This window comes from Stenotrophomonas sp. 82F1, assembly GCF_056861525.1.
The window spans coordinates 62,892-88,469 of sequence record NZ_JBSPUD010000009.1; the positions used below are offsets into that span (position 1 = coordinate 62,892).

A 25,578-nucleotide genomic window follows, 5' to 3' on the forward strand; every position below is an offset into this window, starting at 1 on the left:
TCGAACAATGGGGAATGGTGTGCCGGCGATTCTAACGCCGCATGCGAAAAGCCCGCCTTGCGGCGGGCCTTTGCTGGGTCGATCGACCCTGGGGAGCAGTCGACCAAGGTCGACGTCTACCTCTTACTTCTTCTTGGCCGGGGCGGTGGCCGCCGTGGCCGGCACCGGATCGCTGCCGTGGCGCTTGGTCATCCACCACTGCTGCAGCAGGCCCAGGCCACCGTTGACCACCCAGTACAGGACCAGGCCGGACGGCATGAAGGCCATCATGACGCCGAACACCAGCGGCATGAACTGCATCATCTTCTGCTGCATCGGGTCCATGCCCGGCGCCGGCGTCAGCTTCTGGGTGAACCACATCACCGCCACGTTGATCACCGGCAGGATGAAGTACGGATCGCGTGCGGTCAGGTCCTGGATCCAGCCGAACCAGGGCGCCTGGCGTAGTTCGACCGATTCCACCAGCACCCAGTACAGAGCGAAGAAGATCGGCATCTGGATGAGGATCGGCAGGCAGCCGCCCATCGGATTGATCTTTTCCTTCTTGTACAGCTCCATCATCGCGGTCTGGAACTTCTGGCGGTCATCGCCATAGCGTTCCTTCAACTGCGCGATGCGCGGCTGGAAGCGACGCATCTTGGCGCCACTCTTGTACTGCGTCGCCGACAGCGGGTACAGCACGATCTTCAGCAGCACCACCAGGCCGACAATGGCCCAGCCCCAGTTGCCCACCAGCTTGTGCACCTGGTTGAGCACCCAGAACAGGCCCTGGCCGATCACCGCCATCATCGAGAAGCGGCTGTAGTCGACCACGCGGTCCAGACCCGGCACGTCTTCCTTGGCGATCAGGTTGACCAGCTTCGGGCCGACCCACAGGCGGGCCTCGGTGCTGGTGGACTGGCCCGGGGCCACGGTGAAGGCCGGGCCGCGCGCTTCGATCAGGTCACGACCGGCCACCTGCGACAGCACGTAGTGTGCGGTCTGGTCCTTCTGCGGGATCCAGGCGGTGAAGAAGTGGTGCTGCAGCATCGCCAGCCAGCCACCGGTGATGTTCTGGTTGAGCGCGCCATCGTCGAGGTAATCCTTGAACGCACGACGCTGGTACTTCTTGTCGTTGTCGTACCAGGTGGCACCGTTGAAGCTGAACGAGTCCGGGTTGGTCATGCTCCGCGACAGGATGGTCGGGGTGCGGTCCAGGGTGCGGTAGACGTAGCCGTTCCACGGCGCGGCGCCAGCGTTGCTGACTTCGTCCTTGAAGCGGATCGCATACTCGTTGCGGCCCACGATCAGGGTGCGCTTGATGGTCACGCCGTTGTCGGCGGTCCACACGAACGGGACCTGCAGTTCGTCCTGGCCCTTGGCCAGCACGAAGTCGCGGGTATCACCGACCAGTTTGAAGCCGTCAACGCCCGGCACCGGGGTGTTCTTGTCTTCGCTGGCCCAACCACTGATCGCGCTGTACGGATGCGCGGGATCTTCGGTCAGCAGGCGTACCGGCGGGCTGCCTTCGTCCTTGCTCTGCGGGAACTGCAGCAGTTCGGCATCGAGCACGCGGCCACCATCGAGCACCAGGCGCAGCACGTCGGTGGTGATGGTCACGCGCTGTGCGGACGGGGTGGCGCTGGCCTGGGCCTGTACAGCGGGCTGGTCCGGGGCACCGGGAACCTGCGCGCTGGGGATGCTGCCCGGGGCTGCACCGGGGACGCTCTGTGCGGCGGCCGGGGCCGAGCTGGTCGTCGGCGCCGGGGTCGGGGCGGACTTCTCACGGCTCCACTCCATCCACAGCAGCACGGCCACCATCAGCCAGGCAAAGATCAGGAAAACACGGGTCTGGTTCATCAGCAGGCAGGCTCAGCGGGGCCGGGACGCGGTGCCGGCTCGGTGACGGAGGAAATGGCAATGCCATCAGGCGGCGGCATTGTGCCGTCCACGCCCGGCGCGGGCAATGCGCGCAGGCGCCGCAACAGGCGCAGGAAGGCCTGGCGGATATCTTCGTTGCTGGCATGACGCGCAGCAGTACGAGCCACGACGACGAAGTCGCCTGGCTGTATGTCGGTTCGTGTCTGACGCAAGGCGTCGCGCAGGACGCGCTTGATCCGGTTACGCCCAACGGCGTGAGGATCGACCTTGCGGGAAACCGCCAGACCCAGCCTGGCCGGCCGGTCAGCCGGTAGCCAGTGCAGGGTCATCAGCGGATCGGACACACGGCGGGCGCCGTTGAAGACCGTTGAATATTCGGCACGCGTGCGAACCCGCGCAGAGCGAGGGAATCGCTTGCGCGGGTCTGCAGTATTCACTGTCGAATGGATTGCGTCTGCCGCTGGATGCGGCATGGCAATCAGGCGCTCAGGACTTTGCGGCCCTTGGCGCGGCGACGCGACAGGATCTTGCGGCCGTCAGCGGTCTTCATACGGGCACGGAAGCCGTGGTCGCGCTTACGCTTGAGGTTGCTGGGCTGGAAGGTGCGCTTGGTGGCCATGTGGGCCTCTCGTATGAATGGGACGGAAAGAACCGGAAATTTTAGAGAGGTATCCCCCCTCCCGTCAACCCCTGTCTGCTACGCCAATTCACCGGGCTGTGCAATAGCTGTGGATCTTTTTGTGAATAAGTAGGGGACAAGCATTCCGAAGGCGGGCGCTCGGTGGTAGGCTGAGCCATCCATTTCCCCCCTTTCAGGCCTGTGTTTGGGCGCCTTTTCGCGCCTATGCATCGGCCACCGGACAATTATTGCTGATGGATGCCTGGTCACGTAGTCTCGAGCGACTCGAGGCGGAGTTCCCGCCCGAGGATGTTCATACCTGGTTGAAGCCGCTGCAGGCCGATCTGCGCGCTGACAGCCTGGTGCTGTATGCACCGAATGCCTTCATTGTCGATCAGGTGCGCGAACTGTACCTGCCGCGGATCCGCGAGCTGGTCACCCACTTTGCCGGTTTCGGCGACGTTTTTCTTGAAATCGGCTCGCGCCCGCGGCCCGTGGACGCGCAGATCGCGCCGGTTTCCAGCCATTCGGCGCAGGCGCCGGTGCAGCCGCAGGTCCCGTTCGCCGGCAACCTGGACAACCACTACACCTTCGCCAACTTCGTCGAAGGCCGCAGCAACCAGCTGGGCCTGGCCGCAGCATTCCAGGCGGCACAGAAGCCGGGCGACCGCGCGCACAATCCGCTGCTGTTGTACGGGGGCACCGGCCTGGGCAAGACCCACCTGATGTTCGCCGCCGGCAACGCGATGCGTCAGGCCAATCCGGGCGCCAAGGTGCTGTACCTGCGTTCGGAACAGTTCTTCAGCGCGATGATCCGGGCCTTGCAGGAAAAGACCATGGATCAGTTCAAGCGCCAGTTCCAGCAGGTCGACGCGCTGCTGATCGATGACATCCAGTTCTTCGCAGGCAAGGACCGCACCCAGGAAGAGTTCTTCCACACCTTCAACGCGTTGTTCGATGGCAAGCAGCAGATCATCCTGACCTGCGACCGCTATCCGCGCGAAGTCGAAGGCCTGGAAGCGCGCCTGAAGTCGCGTCTTGCCTGGGGCCTGTCGGTCGCGATCGAGCCGCCGGACTTCGAGACCCGCGCTGCGATCGTGCTGGCCAAAGCCCGCGAGCGTGGTGCCGAGATTCCCGATGACGTTGCGTTCCTGATTGCCAAGAAGATGCGCTCCAATGTGCGCGACCTCGAGGGCGCGCTGAATACCCTGACCGCCCGCGCCAATTTCACTGGCCGCGCGATCACCACCGAATTCGCCCAGGAAACCCTGCGCGATCTGCTGCGCGCCCAGCAGCAGGCGATCAGCATTCCCAACATCCAGAAAACCGTTGCCGACTACTACGGGCTGCAGATCAAGGATCTGCTGTCCAAGCGTCGGACCCGGTCGCTGGCCCGTCCGCGCCAGGTTGCCATGGCGCTGACCAAGGAACTGACCGAACACAGCCTGCCCGAGATCGGCGACGCCTTTGCCGGTCGCGATCACACCACGGTGCTGCATGCCTGCCGGCAGATCCGCACCCTGATGGAAGCCGACGGCAAGCTCCGCGAGGACTGGGACAAGCTGATCCGGAAGCTGAGCGAATGATGCACGTACGCCGATGAGGCGTCACCGCATAAAACGGTGCAGAATCCGGTAGCAAGCGCGGGACAGGGTGTGGATAAGAATGCCGTTGGATTTCGCGGAAGATTTATCCACAGCTTTCCCCACCCCTTGGGGGCTGGTAATGCAGAGGGTTTCGAAGCCTGAAACCCCTTTGTTTACAAAGACTTAGCTGTGTTTTCCAGCGATTCTGGCTCTACCAGCACCACCAAGCTTTTGATTTATTCCACATTTTTTTAAAGCATAGGGGCACGGAACCACATGCGTTTCACACTGCAGCGCGAAGCCTTTCTCAAGCCGTTGGCACAGGTCGTCAACGTGGTCGAACGCCGCCAGACCCTTCCGGTTCTGGCCAATTTCCTGGTGCAGGTGCAGAACGGCCAGCTGTCGCTGACCGGTACCGACCTGGAAGTGGAGATGGTGTCGCGGATCGCGGTTGAAGATGCCCAGGACGGCGAAACCACCATTCCCGCCCGCAAGCTGTTCGAGATCATCCGCGCCCTGCCCGATGGCAGCCGGATCACCGTCTCGCAGACCGGTGACAAGATCACCGTGCAGGCAGGACGCAGCCGCTTCACCCTGGCCACCCTGCCCTCCAACGACTTCCCGTCGGTGGACGAGGTGGAAGCCACCGAGCGTGTTGCGATCGGCGAAGCCACCCTGAAGGAGCTGATCGAGCGCACCGCGTTCGCAATGGCCCAGCAGGACGTGCGCTACTACCTCAACGGCCTGCTGTTCGATCTGCGCGGCGATGCCCTGCGCACCGTCGCGACCGACGGTCATCGCCTGGCACTGTGCGAAACCGATCTGGCCAAGCCCAGCGGTTCCAAGCGCCAGATCATCGTGCCGCGCAAGGGCGTGACCGAACTGCAGCGCCTGCTGGAAAGCGGCGATCGCGAGATCGAGCTGGAAGTCGGCCGCAGCCACGTCCGCGTCAAGCGCGACGATGTCACCTTCACCTCGAAGCTGATCGATGGTCGCTTCCCGGATTACGAGGCAGTGATTCCGATCGGTGCCGACCGTGAAGTGAAGGTCGACCGCGAAGCACTGCGTGCCTCGCTGCAGCGTGCCGCGATCCTGTCCAACGAGAAGTACCGCGGCATCCGCGTGGAAGTCTCGCCGGGCAACTTGAAGATCAGCGCGCACAACCCGGAGCAGGAAGAAGCCCAGGAAGAAATTGAAGCCGACACCACGGTCAGCGATCTGGCTATCGGCTTCAATGTGAACTATCTGCTGGATGCCCTCTCCGCGCTGCGCGACGAAGAAGTGATCATCCAGCTGCGCGACTCCAACTCGTCGGCGCTGGTACGTGAATCGAGCAGCGAGAAGTCGCGTCACGTGGTGATGCCGTTGCGTCTCTGACCTTCGCGCAGTTCCACGTGGAACACATGGACGCTCGGGATTTCCCGGGCGTCTTTTTTTTGTTCCACGTGGAGCATCGGTGCCAGATCTTTCTGGCACCTTCGGGCTTGCGGTTGATGAGAGGTTCCAGGCTTCCCCGCTCTTGCGTGGGATCCGCGCTGTGGTGGATCCAGCGAGGAGTTCCAGTCCTTCAGGAATGCTGAGTCCGCTTGGATGCGATCAGGGCGCGGTCCTGGATCAAGCGACCTGCCCTGCGTGCTGACCTCTCTGTCCACAGGCCTCGTTCGCGGAAAGTCGGGGCCTCCCTAGCTTCTAAATCTGGGTATAAATCAAAAGCTTGGTGGTGATGGTAGGGCCAGATTTCATGTAAAAGTAGGCTATGTTTTTGAATTGAAAGAACTTTATAGGTCTGAAACCCCCTGTATATAGCCCATCAAGCCTGGGGGGGAACCTGTGGATAGTTTTGACGCGAGGGAAAAGTGCCTTTTTTATCCACAGTTCGCCCACACCTTGTGCATAAGTCATACAGTCCCGCTGTGGATGGCGTGGAACGGGTGCTTCGAATTTCTTGAAATCTGTGGAACCTGGCAGGGCCGTTGTCAGCAGATTTCAAAGAATTTTCGGAGTACTGACGGTTACCGTGGCGCACCTTCAGGCCGGGTGGGCGTACAACCGCCGCCGGATTGTTGAAATCTGGGCTCCCTGAGCCTGGGCGGGCCGCTGGATTTGAACGATTTCGGCCGCTGTCCCATCGTCTTTCGCTGGCAGTCACACTCCCGATCACGTGAAACATGTGTTCTCCGGCACCGCCAGGGCTCACTGATCGCGGACCGCGTCCAGCCATGACGGCTGGCTTGACCAATGCAGTAAGCTGGGTGATTCCCCGCCCCTCTACCGCCATGTGCGGATGGTCTGTCGCATCCCATGCAGATTCGTCGTCTTGCCCTCCATCAGTTGCGTCGATTCGATGCGGTGGAGCTGTCGCCCCAGCCAGGGGTGAATCTGCTGACCGGTGACAATGGTGCTGGCAAGACCAGCGTCCTTGAAGCGCTGCATCTGATGGCCTATGGGCGGAGTTTCCGCGGGCGGGTACGCGACGGCCTGGTGCGTCAGGGCCATGAAGCGCTGGAAGTCTTCGTGGAATGGGACGAACAACGCGGTGATCTGCCCGCTCAGCGGCGAAAGGCGGGCCTGCGCCATAGTGGGCAGGAGTGGAAGGGGCGTCTGGATGGCGAAGACGTCGCTCAGCTCGGAAACCTGTGTGCCGCTCTGGCGGTGGTCACCTTTGAACCAGGCAGCCATGCCTTGGTGAGTGGTGGTGGTGAACCGCGCCGGCGTTTCCTCGATTGGGGCCTGTTCCACGTGGAACCAGACTTCCTTTCCCTGTGGCGGCGCTATTCGCGGGCGTTGAAGCAGCGCAACGCCCTGCTCAAGCAGGGCGGGCCGTCGCGGATGCTCGATACCTGGGATCACGAGCTGGCCGAGGCGGGAGAGCCGCTGACCAGTCGTCGGCAGCACTATCTGGAGCGGTTGCAGTCCCGGACGATCGCATTGGCCGAGGCATTGGCTCCTCAGCTGGGAATTGTGGGCCTGAATCTAAGCCCGGGCTGGCGCCGAAGCGAGGTTCCACTGGCAGATGCACTGCTGCTGGCACGTGAACGCGACCGTCAGGCGGGTTATACCTCGCTGGGCCCGCACCGGGCGGACTGGAGCGTGGCCTTCCACAGCATTCCAGGTCGCGATGCGCTCTCACGCGGCCAGGCCAAGCTCACCGCCCTCGCCTGTCTGCTGGCCCAGGCAGAGGATTACGCCGAGCAGCGTGGCGAGTGGCCCGTTATCGCGCTCGACGATCTGGCCTCGGAGCTGGATCGCACCCACCAGGCCCGGGTCCTGCACCGATTGTTGGCTGCGCCGGCGCAGATCTTCATCACCGCAACTGAAACGCCTGCGGCACTGGAGACCCTGAGCGACGTCACCCGGTTCCACGTGGAACATGCACAGATCGTGGCTGTGCCATAGTGGGCACGGCAAGGCCGCTCAGCCCCGGCTGGTATAATTCAGGCTGCTATCCCTTCATTCTCGGCACATCGCTCAAAGCGGTGTCCGACCTGCGGAGCCTACGGCAAGCGCAATGACCGACGAACAGAACACCCCGGCAAACAACGGCAACTACGACGCCAACAGCATTACGGCCCTGGAAGGCCTGGAGGCTGTCCGCAAGCGCCCAGGCATGTACATCGGCGATGTCCATGACGGCACCGGCCTGCATCACATGGTGTTCGAGGTCGTCGACAACTCGATCGACGAAGCCCTCGCCGGCCATGCCGACCACGTCTCGGTGACGATCCATGCCGATGGCTCGGTAGGCGTGTCCGACAACGGTCGTGGCATCCCGACGGGCAAGCACGAGCAGATGAGCAAGAAGCTCGACCGCGACGTGTCTGCAGCCGAAGTCGTGATGACGGTCCTGCACGCAGGCGGCAAGTTCGACGACAACAGCTACAAGGTTTCCGGCGGCCTGCACGGCGTGGGTGTCAGCGTGGTCAACGCGCTGTCGCAGAAGCTGGTCCTGGATATCTACCAGGGCGGTTTCCACTACCAGCAGGAATACGCCGACGGCGCAGCACTGCATCCGCTCAAGCAGGTCGGCCCCAGCACCAAGCGCGGCACCACCCTGCGCTTCTGGCCCTCGGTAAAGGCTTTCCACGACAACGTGGAATTCCACTACGACATCCTGGCCCGTCGCCTGCGCGAACTGTCCTTCCTCAATTCCGGTGTCAAGATCGTGCTGGTGGATGAGCGTGGTGATGGCCGCCGCGACGACTTCCATTACGAGGGCGGCATCCGCAGCTTCGTGGAGCATCTGGCGCAGTTGAAGACGCCGTTGCACCCGAACGTGATCTCGGTGACCGGCGAATCCAATGGCATCACCGTGGAAGTGGCGCTGCAGTGGACCGACTCCTACCAAGAGACGATGTACTGCTTCACCAACAACATTCCGCAGAAGGACGGCGGTACCCACCTGGCCGGCTTCCGTGGCGCGTTGACCCGCGTGCTCAACAACTACATCGAGCAGAACGGCATCGCCAAGCAGGCCAAGATCAACCTGACCGGCGATGACATGCGCGAAGGCATGATCGCGGTGCTGTCGGTGAAGGTGCCCGATCCCAGCTTTTCCAGCCAGACCAAGGAAAAGCTGGTCAGCTCGGATGTGCGCCCGGCCGTGGAAAGCGCGTTCGGCCAGCGCCTGGAAGAGTTCCTGCAGGAAAACCCGAACGAAGCCAAGGCCATCGCCGGCAAGATCGTCGACGCAGCCCGTGCCCGCGAAGCCGCGCGCAAGGCGCGCGACCTGACCCGCCGCAAGGGTGCGCTGGATATCGCCGGCCTGCCGGGCAAGCTGGCCGACTGCCAGGAAAAGGATCCGGCGCTGTCCGAACTGTTCATCGTCGAGGGTGACTCGGCAGGTGGTTCGGCCAAGCAGGGCCGCAACCGCAAGAACCAGGCGGTGCTGCCGTTGCGCGGCAAGATCCTCAACGTGGAACGTGCACGCTTCGACCGCATGCTGGCGTCCGACCAGGTGGGTACGCTGATCACCGCGCTGGGCACCGGCATCGGTCGCGACGAGTACAACCCGGACAAGCTGCGGTACCACAAGATCATCATCATGACCGACGCCGACGTCGACGGCGCGCACATCCGCACCCTGCTGCTGACGTTCTTCTACCGTCAGATGCCGGAGCTGATCGAGCGCGGTTATGTCTATATCGGCCTGCCGCCGCTGTACAAGATCAAGCAGGGCAAGCAGGAGCTGTACCTGAAGGACGATCCGGCACTGGACAGCTATCTGGCCAGCAGCGCGGTGGAAAATGCCGGGCTGGTGCCGGCCAGCGGCGAACCGCCGATCGACGGCGTGGCACTGGAAAAGCTGCTGCTTGCCTACGCCGCCGCGCAGGACACGATCAACCGCAATACCCACCGCTACGATCGCAACCTGCTCGAAGCGCTGGTCGACTTCATGCCGCTGGAGCTGGAAAACCTGCGCACTGCAGGTCCTGGCGAAGGCCTGGACGCGCTGGCCAAGCACCTCAACCAGGGCAACCTCGGCAGCGCCCGCTTCACCCTGGAACTGCAGGAACCCAACGAGCAGCGTCCGGCTGCCGTACTGGTGACCCGCAGCCACATGGGCGAACAGCACATCCAGGTGCTGCCGCTGTCCGCGCTGGAAAGCGGCGAACTGCGCGGCATCCACCAGGCAGCGCAGCTGCTGCACGGTCTGGTCCGCGAAGGCGCGGTCATCACCCGTGGCGCCAAGTCGATCGAGATCGACTCGTTCGCGCAGGCCCGCAACTGGCTGCTGGACGAAGCCAAGCGCGGCCGTCAGATCCAGCGATTCAAGGGTCTGGGTGAAATGAATCCGGAACAGCTGTGGGATACCACCGTGAATCCCGATACCCGTCGCCTGCTGCAGGTACGTATCGAAGATGCGGTCGCCGCAGACCAGATCTTCAGTACCCTGATGGGTGATGTGGTCGAACCGCGTCGTGACTTCATCGAAGACAACGCGTTGAAGGTCGCCAACCTGGATATCTGACACAATCGGATCATGGCCGGCGCGCGGGGAGGTGCGCCGGCTTTTGTCCTTTGATCGCAGGTAATCGATGTCCGCTTCCGCCCCGGTTTCCGCTCCGCCGCCGGTCCCACCGGCAACTGCCACCGCCCGCGCCTCCTCGCCGCTGGCAGGTTTTTTCATTGATCTGGGCATCGCCGCCGTCACCCTGTTCGGGTTGAGCCTGGTGAGTGGTCTGGTCTGGGGGCTCTACCGCGGCATCGTGGTGGGTTATGCCAGCGCCAAATCCGGCGGCGGCACGCCTGATACGGCAGCGGTCGCCCAGCAGCTCGGCCAACCCGGTGCGCTCGGGCAGATCCTGATGGCACTGGTCGCCACCGGTGGCGCAGCGCTGCTGGTGTACTTCTGGCGCCGACCGGCCAACGCTGCCGAACGGCAGCGTTCGCGAGACGCACTCCGTCGCCCCTCCACCTGGGGGTGGACCCTGCTGGTTGCCAGCGCGATCGTGATCGGCAGCAACGGTATCGCCTTCGTGGCCAAGCAGATGGGCATCGAGCCGGTGCCGACAAACCTCGAACTGATGCAGAACGCGGTTGCCCGCTTTCCGCTGTTTCTGACCTTGTTTGCCGTGGTGCTTGCACCCGCCTACGAAGAACTGCTGTTCCGCCGTGTCCTGTTCGGGCGTCTGTGGCAGGCCGGACGGCCGTGGCTGGGGATGATCCTGAGCAGCCTGGCGTTCGCGCTCATCCATGAAATTCCCGGTACCAGCGCCAATGGCCCGGCCGAGATCGCACAGCTGTGGCTGGTCTATGGCGGCATGGGCGCTGCATTCTGCTGGCTGTACCGCCGCACCGGCACCTTGTGGGCGGCGATCGCCGCACATGCACTGAACAATGCCGTGGCGCTTGCAGCCCTGGTGTTTTTCGGGGCAACGTAAGGCGCTGTCCGCTTGACGAAAGATTAAGCAGACCCGTTACACACTGGGCTTCTGAACACGGGGGTGGGTCCATGAAACAACTGCTGCTGGCCATCGTCATCACCACTCTGGTCAGCGCCTGCGCGACCACCACTTCACCCACCGGCCGTCGGCAGATGGTGGGCGGTGTGTCGCAGGCTCAGCTGGACCAGCTGGGTGCGCAGGCGTTCGCCGAAACCAAGCAGAAAGAGAAGATCAGCAGCGACGGCCGCCAGAACGGCTACGTGCAATGCGTGGTCAACGCGCTGGTTGCACAGCTGCCACCACAGTACCGTGGCGTACGGTGGGAAACGGCCGTATTCGTCGACAAGGAACCCAACGCTTTCGCCCTGCCCGGCGGCAAGGTCGGGGTCAACACCGGCATCTTCAGCGTCGCCAAGAACCAGGATCAGCTGGCCGCGGTGATCGGCCATGAAATCGGCCACGTGATCGCCCGCCACCACGAAGAGCGCATCACCCGGCAGATGGGTGCGCAGACCGGATTGGCGGTGCTGGGGGCGTTGGCCGGCGCGTATGGCGGCGAAGGCGCGGCCAGCACGGTCAACCAGCTCGGCGGGATGGGGGCGCAGACCGCGTTCCTGTTGCCCGGCTCACGCACCCAGGAGAGCGAGGCTGACGTAATCGGTCAGCGATTGATGGCCGAGGCCGGATTCAACCCTGCCCAGGCGGTCGATCTGTGGCAGAACATGATGGCCGCCAGTGGCGGTCGCAGCCCGCAATGGTTGTCCACCCATCCCGATCCAGCCAATCGGATCAGGGAGTTGCAGCGTGATGTACCGGCGCTCGGCCCCGTCTACCAGCAGGCCCAGGCGGCCGGACGCCGTCCAAAGTGTGGCTGAGTGCGCAGATTCATGCTGTATTGCAGCACATAAAACGATTTCTCACGCCATCTGTTTCTGATACGTTTGGCGGCTCAGATTTTTCTGACAGTCCGACTTTGCCGCTACCGGCGGTTCGATCGAGGTGAACGATGATTTTCCGTAACCACAAAGCTGTGCTTTCCGTCCTCATCGCCACTGCCCTGACCGGCGCCGTGGTCACCGATGCGTTCGCGCAGTCCTCGCGTTCGTCCGAGCGTGGCAACCGTGGCGGCAAGCAGGCCAAGGCCGAAGTGCTGTTCCCGAACGCGACCCGCCAGGAACCGGCAGCGAAGTCGTCGGCCAAGCTGGGCAGCAAGCTGCAGAAGATGATTGACAGCTACAACAAGGAAAAGTTCCCGGAGACCCGCACGCTGGCCGACGAGATCCTGGCCAACGAAGGCGCCAACGAGTACGACAAGTCGCTGGCCGCGCAGCTCGCCTCCCAGGCGGCCTACCAGACCGACGACACCGCAGCCGCCATCGCCTACCTGAAGCAGGTGCTGCAGTTCAACGGCCTGGACAACAACGGCCACTTCCAGTCCATGCTGATGCTCGGCCAGCTGCAGATCCAGGAAGACAAGACCGCTGAAGGCCTGGCGACCCTGGACAAGTACTTCGCCGAGAGCAAGTCGACCAAGCCGGAAGAGCTGATCATCAAGGGCCAGGCGCTGTACCAGCTGGAGCGCTACCAGGAAGCGATCCCGGTGCTGAAGCAGGCCATCGCCGGCGCTGCCGAGCCGAAGGACAACTGGAACCAGCTGCTGATGGCCGCGCTGGCCGAAGCCGGCCAGACCGGTGAGGCCGTGCAGGCTGCCGAAGCACTGGCCGCCAAGAACCCGAATGACAAGAAAGCGCAGCTGAACCTGGCCAACATGTACATGCAGGCCGACCAGATGCCGAAGGCCGCCGCGGTGATGGACAAGCTGCGCAGCAGCGGTCAGCTCACCGAAGAGCGCGAGTACAAGCAGCTGTACTCGATCTATGCCAACACCGAGAACAAGGAAAAGGACGTCATCGCGGTCATCAACGAAGGGTTGCAGAAGGGCATCCTGAAGCCGGATTACCAGGTCTACCTGGCACTGGCCCAGTCCTACTACTACTCCGACCAGGTGCCGCAGGCGATCGACGCGTGGCAGAAGGCCGCCCCGCTCTCCAAGGACGGTGAGACCTACCTGAATCTGGCACGCGTTTTGCACAGTGAAGGTCGTGTCCCGGAGGCCAAGCAGGCCGCCCAGCAGGCGCTGGCGAAGGGCGTGAAGAACCAGGCGGATGCCAAGAAAATCATCAACCTGAAGTAAGTAGGAATAACGCCTGAACGCCTGCCCAGTTGATGCGCAAGCGCTCAGGATTGGTATAAGCTTGGAGGTTCCTGCGGTGTCATGCACCGCTGATCAGGGATCCCGCCCCCGGGATTCCGGCCCCACTATTGAGCTCTTGGCGCATGACGGAACAACTAGTCGTTCACCGGTACGAACAACCCGATGACAAGGGGCTGAGCTGGCCTCGCATCGTCGGTATCGCGTTTGTAATCGCCCTGCATCTGGCCGCCTTCATGATGCTCCTGATTCCTGCCGTGGCTCCCAAGGCCGTGGCGGAGAAGGAGCGCAACGTCATGGTGACCATCGTCGACGCGCCGCCGCCGCCGCCACCGCCGCCGCCGCCGCCGCCGCCGCAGGACACCCCGCCGCCGCCGGTGAAGAATCTGTCGCCGCCGAAGCCGTCGCCCGTCCCGCCGCCGCCGCAGGCGCCGGTCGTCGACGTGCCGGAACCGCGCGCGAACGATATCGTCACCCCGCCGTCGCCGCCCGCACCGCCGGCACCGCCGACCTCGATCGAGGCCAGCGTGGACATCTCGTCGAAGGCCATGAATCCGCCGCGCTACCCGCCGGCCGCCTTCCGCGCTGGTATCCAGGGCGAAGTGATCCTGATCATTGATGTCGATGCCAACGGCAACGTCACCAATGTCACGGTGGAAAAGTCCAGCCGTAACCGCGATCTGGACCGTGCTGCGATGGAAGCTGCCCGCAAGTGGCGTTTCAACGCCGCCGAAGCTGGCGGTAAGAAGGCTGCTGGCCGCGTCCGCGTCCCGGTCAACTTTGCGCTGAACTGATGCGCCCGGGTGGCCGCCTGGCCACCCTCGCCTCCAGTTCGATTGTTTAGCTTAGCTACACCCTTTATCACCACACACAACAAAGGTAAGCGTCATGCTGCAGGAAATTTTCATCGCCGCTGCTGCCGGGGGCAATCCGTCCAACGCCCTGTCGCAGATGGGCTTCGAGCATCTGATCCACGAAATGACCACCAAGCCGGGTGATTTCGCGGTTTCCTGGGTCGTGCTGCTGACCCTGGTCGTCATGTCCGCCATGTCCTGGTACTGGACCGTCATCAACATCTTCCGTGCTACCCGCCTGAAGAGCGCCGCTGATCGCGTCGTCAGCCTGTTCTGGGATACCCCGAACGCGCAGGACGCCATCCGTGCAATGGAAGAGCAGCCGGCTTCGGAGCCGTTCTCGAAGATCGCGCTGGACGCTGCCCAGGCTGCTGCGCACCACCAGCGTGCTGAAGGCGGCGCTGTCGGCGGCGTGGGTGAGAACCTGAGCCGTTCGGAGTTCGTCGACCGCGCTCTGCGCCAGGCCGTGACCCGCGAAAGCAACAAGCTGCAGTCGGGCATGACCCTGCTGGCCACCGTCGGTGCAACCGCTCCGTTCGTTGGTCTGCTGGGTACCGTGTGGGGCATCTACGGCGCGCTGATCAAGATCGGTGCCACCGGCTCCGCTTCGATCGACGCCGTTGCCGGCCCGGTGGGTGAAGCACTGATCATGACCGCCATCGGTCTGTTCGTCGCGATCCCGGCCGTGTTCGCCTTCAACTTCTTCAGCAAGATCAACAGCGCGACCATCAGCAAGTTCGATACCTTCGCGCACGACCTGCACGACTTCTTCGCCACCGGTTCGCGCGTCCGCTAATTGCGACGCGCTGTACCCGCGAGAACGTAGTCACCAAGATCTAGACGGAGCCCGTTATGGCTTTCAGTAGTGGTAACAGCGGCGGCCCCATGGCCGACATCAACGTTACGCCCCTCGTGGACGTGATGCTGGTGCTGCTGATCATCTTCATCATCACGGCGCCGCTGATGTCCCACAAGGTCAAGGTGGATCTGCCGGAGGCCAACCTGGTCCAGAAGCCGGACGACACCAACGACCGCAAGGGCCCCATCACCCTGGCAGTCAAGGAAGACGGTTCGATCTACTGGAACGACGAAGAGATCAACAAGCAGACCCTCGAGTCGCGCTTGGCGACCGCCGCCCAGCAGACCCCGCAGCCGCCGTTGAACCTGCGTGGTGACCGCACCACCAAGATGCGTGTCATCAACGAGATGACCAAGATCGCGCAGGAACAGGGCATGCTGGACGTCGGCTTCGTGGCGACCAAAGAGAAGGGGCAATAAGCCATGGCATTCAGTAGTGGTGGTGGCAAAGGCCCCATGGCAGACATCAACGTCACGCCCCTCGTGGACGTGATGCTGGTGCTGCTGATCATCTTCATCGTCACCGCGCCGATCATGACGTATCCGATCGCCGTGGACCTGCCGCAGCGCGTGCTCAACCCACCGCCGCAGTTGGTCGAACCGCCGCCGCCGATCGAGTTGAAGATCGACGCCAGCAACCAGGTCTCGTGGAACAACAGCCCGATCAACGCAAGCGAACTGCAGCAGCGGATGGAGCAGGAGGTCCAGCGTGACCCGACCAACCAGCCGGAACTGCGGATCGATGCCAGCCCGGATTCGGAGTACGACGTGATGGCCAAGGTTCTGGCCGCCGCGAAGAATGCTCAGATGAAGAAGATCGGCTTCGTGCAGCAGTAAATCGCTACACCGCAATACATCAGTCATGACGCGACTGCAGACGCCCCTGGAAACAGGGGCGTCTTTTTTTGTCCGCGGTGGTGGTCTGCCGACCCTACGTCGCCGCTGTTGGTAGGTGTCGACCTTGGTCGACACGTGGATCCACGCCACGCGCGGATGCGTCTTGCTGGGAACGCGCTTGGGAAACAAATGCCTCTGAGCGGTGCGTGTCCCCGCTATGATCGGCGGATGCTCGCCCTCTTCGATTCCGTGCGCCATTGGCTTGATGGCATCGCCCACCTGGGAACGATCCTGGCAGTGGCCTACCTGCTGTACCTGCTCGCCCTGACCGGCTGGATCATGCTGCAGAAGCGCGAGCCGGTGGCCACGCTGAGCTGGATCCTGTCGCTGGCGCTGCTGCCCTACCTCGGCCTCTTCATCTACTACCTGCTGGGGCCGCAGAAGGTGAAGCGGCAGCGACTGCGGCGCGGCCGCGCGCGCTCGGGCATGGAGCACTACAGCGATGTCTGTCCGCCCGATGCCGACTGCACCGAACTGGCCAAGATCGCGCAGGCGACGACGGGTCTGGCGCCAAGCACCGCCACCGAAGTGACCTGGCTGGTCGACGGTGCGGCTACCTACGCTGCGCTGCTGGAAGCGGTGGCGCAGGCACGTGACCACGTGCATCTGGAGTACTACATCTTCAATCCCGACCACGCCGGCACCGCGTTGCGCGATGCCTTGCTGGAACGGGCCCGTGCCGGTGTGCAGGTACGGCTGCTGCTCGACGCGGTAGGTTCTTCCGCCGTGCGCCAGCGCTTCCTGCAGCCGCTGCTGGATGCCGGCGCGGAAGTGGTCTGGTTCCATCCGCGGCAGCTGCTGAAGCCTTTCAAACGACCCTGGTTGAACCTGCGCACGCACCGCAAGCTGGTGATCGTCGATGGCCGGCTGGCGTTCACCGGCGGCATCAACATTACCGACGACGAAGACGAAAGCCGCAACCCGAATGCCTATCGCGATCTGCACATGCGCCTGCGCGGGCACGTGGTGCGCAGCCTGCAGCTGGTGTTTGCCGAGGACTGGTTGTACGCCAGTGGCCAGGACCACTCGCGGTTCGACATCGCCCGGCTGTGGCCGAGCGACATGGCCCTGCGCGGCGACGGCGCGATCGACGCGCAGGTGCTGGTCTCTGGCCCGGATTCGGGATGGGAGACCATCCACCGCCTGCATGTGGCCGCCATCCAGGAAGCACGTGAGCGGGTCTGGCTGGTGACTCCTTACTTCGTACCCGGCGAGGCGGCGCGGATGGCGCTGACGTCGGCAGCGCTCGGCGGCCTGGACGTGCGCCTGCTGGTGCCGAAGATGAGTGACTCCTGGTTCGTCACCCAGGCCGCCCGCTCGTACTTCGACGAACTGCTGCATGCGGGAGTGAAGATCTACGAGTACGGTCCGCGCATGTTGCATACCAAGGCGTTCATCGCCGACGACGATGTCTGCATCGTCGGCAGCGCCAACTTCGATCACCGCAGCTTCCGCCTGAATTTCGAGCTGTCGATGATGATCAGCGATCGTGGCCGGGTAGCGGAACTGTCCACGTTGCTGCAGTCCGAGTTCGAGCGCGCCACCCGCGTACACGACCAGGCAGGGCGCTCGCTGTGGCTGCATCGGTTGCCCGAGGCCTTCGCGCGATTGGCCTCGCCGCTGCTGTGAGGCAGCGCTACACTGCGGCGGTGGCCCGGGGAGACTGACAATGTATTGGCTGTACCTGCTGCTGGCGCTGGGCTGCTTCGCCTTTGCCCTGAAGACACCGAACATGGGGCTGATGTCACTGGCCCTGCTGGCCGCCCTCGCCTTCCTGCTGGCGTGGGTGCGCGGTCGCTACGTGGCACGCTTTGGCGACCTTCAGCGTGATCCGGCGACACTGGTGGACAGCGATGAACTGCGGCGGCTGCGCGAACCGGCCAAGGTGACTCCGACCGATGGCAGCGACCCTCCCTCCCACTCCCCGTAGTCCCGTTCCATGACCCAGCTCAGCGTCAACGTCAACAAGATCGCCGTCCTGCGCAACTCGCGTGGCGGTGCCGAACCCGACGTGGTGCGTGCCGCCCAGGCCTGCCTGGATGCAGGCGCGCATGGCATCACCGTGCACCCGCGACCGGACCGCCGCCATATCACCGCCGAGGACGTGCTGGCACTGTCGGCGCTGACCCGCGCGCGCGGCGTCGAATTCAACATCGAAGGCAACCCGTTCGCGCCGCCGCGCGAGGGTTACCCCGGGCTGCTGCCGCTGTGCGCGCAGACGCGCCCGGCACAGGCCACGCTGGTTCCCGATGGCGATGGCCAGATCACCTCCGACCATGGTTTCGACTTCGAGCGCGACGCGCAGCGACTGCGCCCGCTGGTGGCCGAGCTGAAGGCGATGGGCTGCCGGGTGAGCCTGTTCGTGGATGCCGGCAACCCGCTGCTGGAACAGGCGGCCGAGGTCGGTGCCGACCGCATCGAGCTGTACACCGGCCCGTATGCCGAGGCCCATGCTGCCGGCGACGCCCGGGCCATGCTGGAACTGTTCGCGACGGCCGCGCGCCGTGCACAGGCCGTCGGCCTGGGGGTGAATGCCGGACACGACCTGTCGCAGGACAACCTGCGTGACTTCCTGTCCGATGTGCCGGAGGTGCTGGAAGTGTCGATCGGCCACGCCCTGATCGGCGAGGCGCTGTACGACGGCCTGGATGCCACGGTGAAGGGCTACCTGGCACTTCTGTAGCAGTGCATGGGACTTCCCCTGCAGATTGAAGCCGGAGGACGCGCGGCAGGTCGCCGAATTCCGGCCTGGCATGCGTCCCTGTAGCCGATCTTCCCATCGCAGCTGTTGAGACACCCGTGGCCCATGCTGGCCTGCCGCGGCGATGGCGCGCGCCCGTTCTCAAGCCACGCAACCCTGTGGACAAGTCTGGGGTCAACGTGCGGTCCCATGCGCCTCCGCGCCTACAGCTACGTGAATCCTGGCTGCTTGCGCCGCCTGTGGTTAGCAATAATACTAATACCCCGTAACGGCCGGAGGGCAACATGCAGCATCCCCCTCGCAACGCCCAGGCCGCCATCAAGGGCCGGGGTTCCACGTCCCATCTTGCGGGGCGTTTTGAAAGCACCGTCAGCGAAGCGGTGGACGATGGCTGGGCAGTGGACGAAAGCGAGGAGTTCCTCGCCCCGCGCCTGCGCACCGAAGTACGCGCGGAGACCGCTCGCAGCATCATCAGCCGCAACAACTCCCCGGACGTCGGCTTCAGCCAATCGGTGAATCCGTATCGCGGCTGCGAGCATGGTTGCTCGTACTGCTTCGCGCGCCCCTCGCATGCCTACCTGAACCTGTCGCCCGGGCTCGACTTCGAGACCAAGCTGTTTGCCAAGACCAACGCGCCGCAACTGCTGCGCAAGGAACTGTCGAAGCCGGGCTACGTGCCGCAGCCGATCGCGTTGGGGATCAACACCGACGCGTACCAACCGATCGAGCGCAAGTTCAAGCTGACGCGGCAGCTGATCGAAGTGATGCTGGAGACCAAGCATCCGTTCTCGCTGATCACCAAGAACGCACTGGTCGAGCGCGACATCGATCTGCTCGCACCGCTGGCAGCGGAGAACCTGGTCAGCGTGCATTTCTCGGTGACATCGTTGGATCCGCACCTGTCGGCAAAACTGGAGCCGCGTGCCTCGGCACCCCATGCGCGCCTGCGTGCGATGAAGCGCCTGCACGAGGCGGGCATTCCGGTCGGTGTGATGGTGGCGCCGGTGATTCCGTGGATCAACGACAGCGAACTGGAAGCCGTGCTGGAGGCTGCGCATGATGCCGGCGCCAGTACCGCCGGTTACGTGCTGCTGCGCCTGCCGCTGGAAGTGGCACCGCTGTTCCGCGATTGGCTCGATACCCATCATCCGGATCGTGCCGCGCACGTGATGAGCACCATCCAGCAGCTGCGTGGCGGCAAGGACTACGACAGCCAGTTCGGCACGCGTATGCGCGGCCAGGGCGTGTATGCGGAGCTGTTGAACAACCGCTTCAAGCTGGCGCGCAAGCGTCTCGGGTTCAATGCGCAGAACAGTCACTGGCCGAAGCTGGATTGCAGCCGGTTCGAGAAACCGTTGCCGCCGAAGGTGGATACGCCGCAGGGCAGTCTGTTCTAGGCAGCGGCGGTCACAGCGCGGTGCAACTGGTCAGCCGCCACCGAACAACTTCTGCGCACTCTGGAACAGGATCCAGCTGGTGGCGATGAACTTGTCGCCACCCTGTGGCCGATTCCCGCGATGGGTATGGGTGAACGCGGTCGGCGCAATCAACAGACTGCCGGTGCGCGGTGCGATCTTCCGCCCCTGGAACAGGAACTCGGTTTCGCCTTCGTCGAAGTCGTCGTTGAGGTACAGCGTCCACAGCACATGCCGGTGCAGGGTCTCGGCCTGCGCGTCCTTCGGGTACAGCTCGCAGTGCCAGTACGGGTAACCGCCCTCGCCCGCTGCGTACCACTGCAGGTTGATCGCACCCGGGCGCAGGCAGGTGCGCGCCAGATCCGCCAGCTGCTCCGGCGCCATGTCGGGAAAATCCTCGGCCGACAGGCGTCGCGGCTGGCCGTTGCTGTCCTGGATCTGCAACATCAGCGGCGCGATCAATGCCTGTGGATAACGGCGTAGATAAGTCTGCAGACCGGCAAAAACCGCCTGTTGCAGCTGCTGGTCCACATCCTGCCAGCCCTCCACGCCGCTGATCCGCAGATCCTTGCTGTGCTTGAGTTCCGGGAACACACCGCTGCCCACCGCACCGGGTTTCAGGCCCTGGCTTGCACGCATGCGGGCGACGATCGCACCGCATACGTCGTTGGGGACGGCGTTGTGGATGACCTCGATGAAATCGACAGGGCGCGGCTCGTGCATGCGTGCATTCCTTCGACGGCAAGGGCTTGATGGTGCCGTTTGCCACTGCTGCTGTCACCCTGCGGTCATGTCATCAATCTGCCATGACCGCTGTAGGGATGGCCGCGGTCAGACGCTTTTCGCGTCATGCTCCTGGTGATAACGCACGGCCTCGGCAACCTCTTCGCGCGAACCGAGGAACACCGGCACGCGCTGGTGCAGCTGGTCGGGTTGCAGGTCGGTGATGCGCTCGCGACCGGTCCAGGCCGCACCGCCCGCCTGCTCCACCAGCAGGCCCATCGGGTTGGCTTCGTACATCAGGCGCAGCTTGCCGGCCTTGCCCGGTTCCTTCTTGTCCCACGGGTAGATGAAGATGCCGCCGCGGGTCAGGATGCGATGCACGTCGGCGACCATGCTGGCGATCCAGCGCATGTTGAAGTTCTTGCCGCGCGGGCCTTCCTTGCCGGCCAGCAGATCTTCCACATAGGCCTGCATCGGCGCTTCCCAGTGGCGCTGGTTGGACATGTTGATGGCGAACTCCTGGGTGGCCGCCGGAATCTGCATGTTCTCGGTGGTCAGCAGGAACTCGCCGGTTTCGCGGTCGAGGGTGAAGGCGTGGGTACCGTGGCCGACGGTCAGCACCAGCTGCGTGCTGGGCCCGTAGATGCAGTAGCCGGCGGCGATCTGCTTGCTGCCCGGCTGCAGGAAGGCGTCATCGCCAGGCAGTTCGACGTTGGTCGGGCAACGCAGCACCGAGAAGATGGTGCCGACGGAGACGTTGACGTCGATGTTGGAGCTGCCATCGAGGGGATCGAACAGCAGCAGGAAATCGCCGCGCGGGTAGATGTCAGGCACCGGCTGGCTGTGGTCCATTTCCTCCGATGCGCAGGCAGCAAGGTGACCGCCCCAGGCGTTGGCTTCCAGCAGGATCTCGTTGCTGATGACATCCAGCTTCTTCTGCGCTTCGCCCTGCACGTTGCCGGTGCCGGCCTCGCCGAGCACGCCACCGAGGGCGCCCTTGCTGACGGCGATGGAGATGCTGGTGCAGGCGCGGGCGACGACCGCGATCAGCTGGCGCAGGTCGGCGTTGATGCGGCCGGCGTGCTGCTGCTGGATCAGGAAGCGGGTCAACGAGGTACGGGACATGGGCGGGCAGGTCTCGGCAACGGGAAAACACCTATTGTCGCTGGTCTGACTTGCGCGTGGGTGAGCGGGGAAGGCGTAATCGTTTCCAGATGCGTTGCGCTGCAGAAGCGGGACGCTCTGCTTCTGTAGAGCCGAGCCCGCGCTCGGCTGCTCTTCGTCCGTCACGCCGCGCAAGCCGAGCGCAGGCTCGGCTCTACAGCAACCCTTGGCGAAACCAGGACCCAAAAACAAAGGCGCCTTGCGGCGCCTTTGTTTTCAAACCACTGGAGGGGTGCTTCAGCCCTTGGCGACGGTGGCCACGGCCTTGGCGACGTATTCCAGGTTGTTCTGGTTCAGCGCGGCCACGCAGATGCGGCCGGTGCCCACGGCGTAGATGCCGAACTCGTCGCGCAGGCGCTCGACCTGTTCGCGGCTCAGGCCGGAGTACGAGAACATGCCCGCCTGTTCGTTGATGAAGCCGAACTGCGGGGCACCGGCGGCGGCCAGCTTCTCGACCAGGCCCTGGCGCAGGGCGTGGATGCGCTCGCGCATCTCGGTCAGTTCCTGCTCCCACATCGCGCGCAGTTCCGGGTTGGTCAGCACACCGGCAACCAGTGCAGCACCGTGCGTGGACGGGCTGGAGTAGATCGTGCGGATCACGCGCTTGACCTGCGACTGCACGGCCTTGGCGTCAGCGGCGGTCGGCGCCACCATCGACAGCGCACCCACGCGCTCGCCATACAGCGAGAACGACTTGGAGTACGAGTTGGCGACGATGAAGCTGTCGATGCCGGCCTCGGCGATGATGCGCACGGCGGCGCCGTCCTGCTCGATGCCCTTGTCGAAGCCCTGGTAGGCCATGTCGATGAAGGGGAACAGCTGGCGATCCTTCAGCAGCTGCGCGACCTGCTTCCACTGGCTGACGGTGAGGTCGGCGCCGGTGGGGTTGTGGCAGCAGGCGTGCAGCAGCACCACGGTGCCCGCTTCCAGCTTGCCCAGGTCGGTCAGCAGGCCGTCGAAGTTCACGCCATGGGTGGTCGGGTCGAAGTAGGTGTAATCGACCACCTCGAAACCAGCGGCGCTGAACACGGCGCGGTGGTTTTCCCAGCTCGGGTTGCTCAGCGCGACGGTGGCGTGCGGCAGCAGCTTCTTCAGCACGTCGGCGCCGACGCGCAGCGCACCGCTGCCACCGACGGTCTGTGCGGTGGTGACGCGGCCGGCGGCCAGCAGCGGCGAATCCTTGCCGAACACCAGCTCACGGGTAGCCTGGGTGTATGCCGGCAGGCCATCGATCGGCAGGTAGCCGCGCGGTTTGGCTTCGTTGGCGAGCTGCTGCTCGATCTGCTTGACGGCGCGCAGCAGCGGAATGCGGCCGCTCTCGTCGTAGTAGATGCCCACACCCAGGTTGACCTTGGTCGGGCGGCTGTCGGCGTTGTACGCCTCGGTCAGGCCCAGGATCGGGTCGCCTGGGACCAGTTCCACGTTTGCAAAGAAGGACACGGCGGTACTCGTTCGGTAGACGGAAAGGGGGAGGAATTGCGCCACGCGGCTTGCGGCTTTTCGGCCGGAAACAGCCCATCGTAACAAAGCCTGCCGGGGCTGGCCGCCGCCATCGTCATCCGCCTGCCCGTACCATGGCGTGCGTTGCCGCTCGATCCATCAACCTGAATCATGAATTCCGCCGCACGACGTCATTGCCTGCCGCTGTCCGCCCTGCTGCTGTCGCCGTTTTCGGTGGCGGCCGCGCCCTCGCCCACCGCACTGCCGGCGGTGCAGGTGCAGGCCGCGCGGGTGCCGGGCGTGGATCCCTTCGCCCTGCCCGCCAGCCTGGATACGGTGTGGATCGATGCCGACCGTAGCGGCCCCAACGCGCAGCTGTCCGAGGCGCTGGGCGGGGTGCCGGGCCTGCTGGCCAGGGACCGGCAGAACTTCGCACAGGACACCCAGCTGTCGATCCGTGGCTTCGGCGCCCGTTCGACCTTCGGCGTGCGCGGGGTGCGTGTGCTGATTGATGGGGTGCCGGCGACCATGCCCGATGGCCAGGGCCAGCTGTCGCACGCCAGCCTGCTCGGTGCCGAGCGCATCGAGGTGCTGCGCGGGCCGTTCTCGGCGTTGTACGGTAATTCCTCCGGCGGCGTGCTGCAGGTGTGGAGCGCGCAGGGCCAGGCCGGTGACCCGTGGCGGCTGCGGGTGAATGCCGGTGCCGACAACACGTTCAGCGTCGGCGCGCAGCTGCGCGGGGCGGGCAAGGGCATCGACTACAACGTGGCCGCCAACCATTTCAGTACCGATGGCTGGCGTGACCACAGCCGTGCGCGCCGCGAATCGTTGAACGCGCGGCTGGGCACCGAGCTCGCTGGCGGCCGCCTGGAACTGCTGCTCAATGCGCTGCATGCGCCCAACGCGCAGGACCCGCTGGGGCTGACCCGCGCGCAGGTGGCGGCCGATCCACGCCAGGCCACGGCGGTGGCTGAGCAGTACAACACCCGCAAATCGGTGCGCCAGCAGCAGGCAGGCCTGCGCTGGACGCGGGAAGCCGGTGCGCAGCGCTGGCAGCTGATGGGCTATGCCGGGCAGCGCGCGGTGAGCCAGTACCTGCCGATTCCGCCGGGACCGCAGGCCAACCCATTGCACGCCGGCGGCGTGATCGACCTGGATGGCGGCTACGGCGGCTTGGACGCGCGCTGGGGCTGGAACGGCGATCTGTGGGGCCGCCCGCTGGATCTGGTGGTGGGCGTGAATGCCGATCGCCAGCGCCAGCACCGCACTGGCTACGAGAACTTCATCGGCAGCACCGTGGGCGTACGCGGTCGCCTGCGTCGCGACCAGATCGACATCGTGCAGAACGTGGACCAGTTCGCGCAGGCGTGGTGGCAATGGAGCCCGCGCTGGTCGCTGCTCGCCGGAGTCCGCCACAGCACGGTGCGCTTCGAATCGGATGATCGCTACATCGTCGGGCGCAACCCGGACGACAGCGGCCGCCGCCGCTACCAGGCCACCACGCCGGTGGCGGGTGTCAGCTTCGAGGCCAGCCCGCAGTGGCGCCTGCACGCGGCCGTGGGCCGTGGATTTGAAACCCCGACGTTCAATGAACTGGGCTACCGCGCCGATGGCCAGGCCGGGCTGGCGCTGGATCTGGCGGCTGCCCGCAGCCGCAGCCTGGAAGTGGGCAGCAAGTGGCATGCGCAGGATGGAAGGCAGCTCGATGTGAGCGTGTTCCGCGCAGATACCGACGGTGAGCTGGCCGTTGCCAGCAACACCAACGGTCGCAGCACGTACCGCAACATCGGCCGCACCCGCCGCCAGGGTGTGGAGCTGCAGTACCGGCAGCCGCTGGCCGAGCAGCTGGAGCTGCAGCTGGCCTGGACCTGGCTGCAGGCGCAGGTGCGCTCGCCCTACCTGGCCTGTGCGGCCAGCAACTGCGCCGTGCCCGACACCGTGGTTGCCGCCGGCAGCCGCCTGCCCGGCGTGCCCCGGCAGCAGGCGCATGCCCGCCTGCAGTGGTCGCCGGGGGACTGGCAGTGGGCGCTGGAAGCTGCGGCCAGCAGCGACGTGGTGGTGAACGACATCGCCACCGAGCGCGCGCCGGGATACGCGCTGCTGAACCTGGAAGCCGGCCGCAGCTGGACGCTGCAGTCCGGTGACCTGCGCGCATTCGCGCGTATCGACAACGTGCTGGACCAGCGCTATATCGGCTCGGTGATCGTCAATGACGGCAACGGCCGGTTCTTTGAGCCCGGGCCGGACCGCCGCGCCAGCGTCGGCCTGCAGTGGTCATGGCGCTGAAGCGGTAGTGCCGGCCGCTGGCCGGCAGCGCGACACGGCGGAGTAAACGTTGACCGCCACCCGCCCGCACCCCCCCGAA

22 protein-coding genes are annotated in these 25,578 nt (G+C 64.5%); 16 read left to right on the forward strand and 6 right to left on the reverse strand.

Translation table 11 applies throughout. From position 1 onward, the window contains the following. Window positions 1-123: 123 nt before the first annotated feature. The 3 genes from yidC to rpmH are packed head-to-tail and all read right to left on the reverse strand — an operon-like array spanning window position 124 to window position 2,479. Window positions 124-1,839, reverse strand: a complete 1,716-nt coding sequence (yidC, locus tag AC13GI_RS11235) for a membrane protein insertase YidC (protein ID WP_482996305.1) — start codon at window positions 1,837-1,839, stop codon at window positions 124-126. Then, window positions 1,839-2,333 carry a ribonuclease P protein component gene (gene rnpA / locus AC13GI_RS11240; protein WP_025875580.1) on the reverse strand — a complete coding sequence of 165 codons (495 nt, stop codon included), beginning with the start codon at window positions 2,331-2,333 and terminating at the stop codon, window positions 1,839-1,841. Before rnpA ends, yidC begins: the two co-directional genes overlap by 1 nt. 5 nt (window positions 2,334-2,338) lie before the next feature. Further along, complete coding sequence (rpmH, locus tag AC13GI_RS11245; RefSeq protein ID WP_006404565.1) at window positions 2,339-2,479, reverse strand: 50S ribosomal protein L34; 141 nt, start codon at window positions 2,477-2,479, stop codon at window positions 2,339-2,341. Window positions 2,480-2,733: 254 nt separating this feature from the next. Here rpmH and dnaA point away from each other — a divergent pair, with 254 nt between their 5' ends. The 15 genes from dnaA (at window position 2,734) to AC13GI_RS11320 (ending at window position 19,868) form a co-directional block, all read left to right on the forward strand. Continuing rightward, window positions 2,734-4,065, forward strand: a complete 1,332-nt coding sequence (gene dnaA / locus AC13GI_RS11250; RefSeq protein ID WP_089241915.1) for a chromosomal replication initiator protein DnaA — start codon at window positions 2,734-2,736, stop codon at window positions 4,063-4,065. A gap of 276 nt (window positions 4,066-4,341) precedes the next feature. Continuing rightward, window positions 4,342-5,442 carry a DNA polymerase III subunit beta gene (gene dnaN, locus AC13GI_RS11255; RefSeq protein WP_005411731.1) on the forward strand — a complete coding sequence of 367 codons (1,101 nt, stop codon included), beginning with the start codon at window positions 4,342-4,344 and terminating at the stop codon, window positions 5,440-5,442. Window positions 5,443-6,366: 924 nt separating this feature from the next. Beyond that, window positions 6,367-7,461, forward strand: a complete 1,095-nt coding sequence (recF, locus tag AC13GI_RS11260) for a DNA replication/repair protein RecF (protein WP_099819419.1) — start codon at window positions 6,367-6,369, stop codon at window positions 7,459-7,461. A 112-nt stretch (window positions 7,462-7,573) separates the two neighbouring features. Then, on the forward strand, window positions 7,574-10,033 hold the full coding sequence (gene gyrB, locus AC13GI_RS11265) for a DNA topoisomerase (ATP-hydrolyzing) subunit B (protein WP_099819420.1): 2,460 nt from the start codon (window positions 7,574-7,576) through the stop codon (window positions 10,031-10,033). Window positions 10,034-10,100: 67 nt separating this feature from the next. Beyond that, window positions 10,101-10,946: a CPBP family intramembrane glutamic endopeptidase gene (locus AC13GI_RS11270; RefSeq protein WP_099819421.1), complete on the forward strand. Its 846-nt coding sequence runs from the start codon at window positions 10,101-10,103 to the stop codon at window positions 10,944-10,946. A gap of 71 nt (window positions 10,947-11,017) precedes the next feature. After that, complete coding sequence (locus AC13GI_RS11275) at window positions 11,018-11,824, forward strand: M48 family metallopeptidase (protein WP_025875555.1); 807 nt, start codon at window positions 11,018-11,020, stop codon at window positions 11,822-11,824. Window positions 11,825-11,955: 131 nt separating this feature from the next. Then, window positions 11,956-13,143, forward strand: coding sequence for a tetratricopeptide repeat protein (locus AC13GI_RS11280; RefSeq protein ID WP_099819422.1), 1,188 nt, complete (start codon window positions 11,956-11,958; stop codon window positions 13,141-13,143). A 143-nt stretch (window positions 13,144-13,286) separates the two neighbouring features. Continuing rightward, window positions 13,287-13,955 (forward strand): energy transducer TonB, encoded by a 669-nt coding sequence (locus AC13GI_RS11285; RefSeq protein ID WP_099819423.1) that lies wholly within the window; start codon window positions 13,287-13,289, stop codon window positions 13,953-13,955. A 94-nt stretch (window positions 13,956-14,049) separates the two neighbouring features. Further along, on the forward strand, window positions 14,050-14,811 hold the full coding sequence (exbB, locus tag AC13GI_RS11290) for a TonB-system energizer ExbB (RefSeq protein WP_025875552.1): 762 nt from the start codon (window positions 14,050-14,052) through the stop codon (window positions 14,809-14,811). A gap of 56 nt (window positions 14,812-14,867) precedes the next feature. Then, window positions 14,868-15,293, forward strand: coding sequence for an ExbD/TolR family protein (locus tag AC13GI_RS11295; protein WP_012509603.1), 426 nt, complete (start codon window positions 14,868-14,870; stop codon window positions 15,291-15,293). 3 nt (window positions 15,294-15,296) lie between these two features. Further along, window positions 15,297-15,710: an ExbD/TolR family protein gene (locus tag AC13GI_RS11300; RefSeq protein WP_004132666.1), complete on the forward strand. Its 414-nt coding sequence runs from the start codon at window positions 15,297-15,299 to the stop codon at window positions 15,708-15,710. A 228-nt stretch (window positions 15,711-15,938) separates the two neighbouring features. Further along, window positions 15,939-17,399, forward strand: a complete 1,461-nt coding sequence (gene cls / locus AC13GI_RS11305; protein ID WP_099819424.1) for a cardiolipin synthase — start codon at window positions 15,939-15,941, stop codon at window positions 17,397-17,399. A 40-nt stretch (window positions 17,400-17,439) separates the two neighbouring features. Next, on the forward strand, window positions 17,440-17,700 hold the full coding sequence (locus AC13GI_RS11310) for a hypothetical protein (RefSeq protein WP_099819425.1): 261 nt from the start codon (window positions 17,440-17,442) through the stop codon (window positions 17,698-17,700). A 9-nt stretch (window positions 17,701-17,709) separates the two neighbouring features. Further along, the gene (locus AC13GI_RS11315) at window positions 17,710-18,453 is read left to right on the forward strand and encodes a pyridoxine 5'-phosphate synthase (RefSeq protein ID WP_099819426.1); all 744 of its coding nucleotides are present in this window, start codon (window positions 17,710-17,712) and stop codon (window positions 18,451-18,453) included. Between the two features lie 302 nt (window positions 18,454-18,755). Beyond that, window positions 18,756-19,868 (forward strand): PA0069 family radical SAM protein, encoded by a 1,113-nt coding sequence (locus AC13GI_RS11320; protein WP_099819427.1) that lies wholly within the window; start codon window positions 18,756-18,758, stop codon window positions 19,866-19,868. A 30-nt stretch (window positions 19,869-19,898) separates the two neighbouring features. Here AC13GI_RS11320 and AC13GI_RS11325 read toward each other — a convergent pair whose 3' ends face one another. From AC13GI_RS11325 to AC13GI_RS11335, 3 genes are all read right to left on the reverse strand, one after another. Further along, a complete protein-coding gene (locus AC13GI_RS11325; RefSeq protein ID WP_099819428.1) occupies window positions 19,899-20,609 on the reverse strand; it encodes a 2OG-Fe(II) oxygenase in 711 nt (236 codons plus the stop codon). A 108-nt stretch (window positions 20,610-20,717) separates the two neighbouring features. After that, complete coding sequence (locus AC13GI_RS11330; protein WP_099819429.1) at window positions 20,718-21,734, reverse strand: class 1 fructose-bisphosphatase; 1,017 nt, start codon at window positions 21,732-21,734, stop codon at window positions 20,718-20,720. A gap of 276 nt (window positions 21,735-22,010) precedes the next feature. Then, window positions 22,011-23,213 (reverse strand): amino acid aminotransferase, encoded by a 1,203-nt coding sequence (locus AC13GI_RS11335; protein ID WP_099819430.1) that lies wholly within the window; start codon window positions 23,211-23,213, stop codon window positions 22,011-22,013. Window positions 23,214-23,384: 171 nt separating this feature from the next. Here AC13GI_RS11335 and AC13GI_RS11340 point away from each other — a divergent pair, with 171 nt between their 5' ends. After that, a complete protein-coding gene (locus tag AC13GI_RS11340) occupies window positions 23,385-25,499 on the forward strand; it encodes a TonB-dependent receptor family protein (RefSeq protein WP_482996306.1) in 2,115 nt (704 codons plus the stop codon). Window positions 25,500-25,578: the final 79 nt, after the last annotated feature.

Coding starts and splice junctions, on each gene's coding strand:
- yidC (WP_482996305.1), bottom strand. CDS start 1,839: ATGAACCAGACCCGTGTTTTCCTGATCTTTGCCTGGCTGATGGTGGCC.
- AC13GI_RS11310 (WP_099819425.1), top strand. CDS start 17,440: ATGTATTGGCTGTACCTGCTGCTGGCGCTGGGCTGCTTCGCCTTTGCC.
- AC13GI_RS11300 (WP_004132666.1), top strand. CDS start 15,297: ATGGCATTCAGTAGTGGTGGTGGCAAAGGCCCCATGGCAGACATCAAC.
- AC13GI_RS11285 (WP_099819423.1), top strand. CDS start 13,287: ATGACGGAACAACTAGTCGTTCACCGGTACGAACAACCCGATGACAAG.
- AC13GI_RS11275 (WP_025875555.1), top strand. CDS start 11,018: ATGAAACAACTGCTGCTGGCCATCGTCATCACCACTCTGGTCAGCGCC.
- exbB (WP_025875552.1), top strand. CDS start 14,050: ATGCTGCAGGAAATTTTCATCGCCGCTGCTGCCGGGGGCAATCCGTCC.
- AC13GI_RS11340 (WP_482996306.1), top strand. CDS start 23,385: ATGAATTCCGCCGCACGACGTCATTGCCTGCCGCTGTCCGCCCTGCTG.
- dnaN (WP_005411731.1), top strand. CDS start 4,342: ATGCGTTTCACACTGCAGCGCGAAGCCTTTCTCAAGCCGTTGGCACAG.
- recF (WP_099819419.1), top strand. CDS start 6,367: ATGCAGATTCGTCGTCTTGCCCTCCATCAGTTGCGTCGATTCGATGCG.
- AC13GI_RS11330 (WP_099819429.1), bottom strand. CDS start 21,734: ATGTCCCGTACCTCGTTGACCCGCTTCCTGATCCAGCAGCAGCACGCC.
- cls (WP_099819424.1), top strand. CDS start 15,939: ATGCTCGCCCTCTTCGATTCCGTGCGCCATTGGCTTGATGGCATCGCC.
- dnaA (WP_089241915.1), top strand. CDS start 2,734: ATGGATGCCTGGTCACGTAGTCTCGAGCGACTCGAGGCGGAGTTCCCG.
- AC13GI_RS11295 (WP_012509603.1), top strand. CDS start 14,868: ATGGCTTTCAGTAGTGGTAACAGCGGCGGCCCCATGGCCGACATCAAC.
- AC13GI_RS11325 (WP_099819428.1), bottom strand. CDS start 20,609: ATGCACGAGCCGCGCCCTGTCGATTTCATCGAGGTCATCCACAACGCC.
- AC13GI_RS11320 (WP_099819427.1), top strand. CDS start 18,756: ATGCAGCATCCCCCTCGCAACGCCCAGGCCGCCATCAAGGGCCGGGGT.
- AC13GI_RS11280 (WP_099819422.1), top strand. CDS start 11,956: ATGATTTTCCGTAACCACAAAGCTGTGCTTTCCGTCCTCATCGCCACT.
- AC13GI_RS11315 (WP_099819426.1), top strand. CDS start 17,710: ATGACCCAGCTCAGCGTCAACGTCAACAAGATCGCCGTCCTGCGCAAC.
- rpmH (WP_006404565.1), bottom strand. CDS start 2,479: ATGGCCACCAAGCGCACCTTCCAGCCCAGCAACCTCAAGCGTAAGCGC.
- rnpA (WP_025875580.1), bottom strand. CDS start 2,333: ATGCCGCATCCAGCGGCAGACGCAATCCATTCGACAGTGAATACTGCA.
- gyrB (WP_099819420.1), top strand. CDS start 7,574: ATGACCGACGAACAGAACACCCCGGCAAACAACGGCAACTACGACGCC.
- AC13GI_RS11270 (WP_099819421.1), top strand. CDS start 10,101: ATGTCCGCTTCCGCCCCGGTTTCCGCTCCGCCGCCGGTCCCACCGGCA.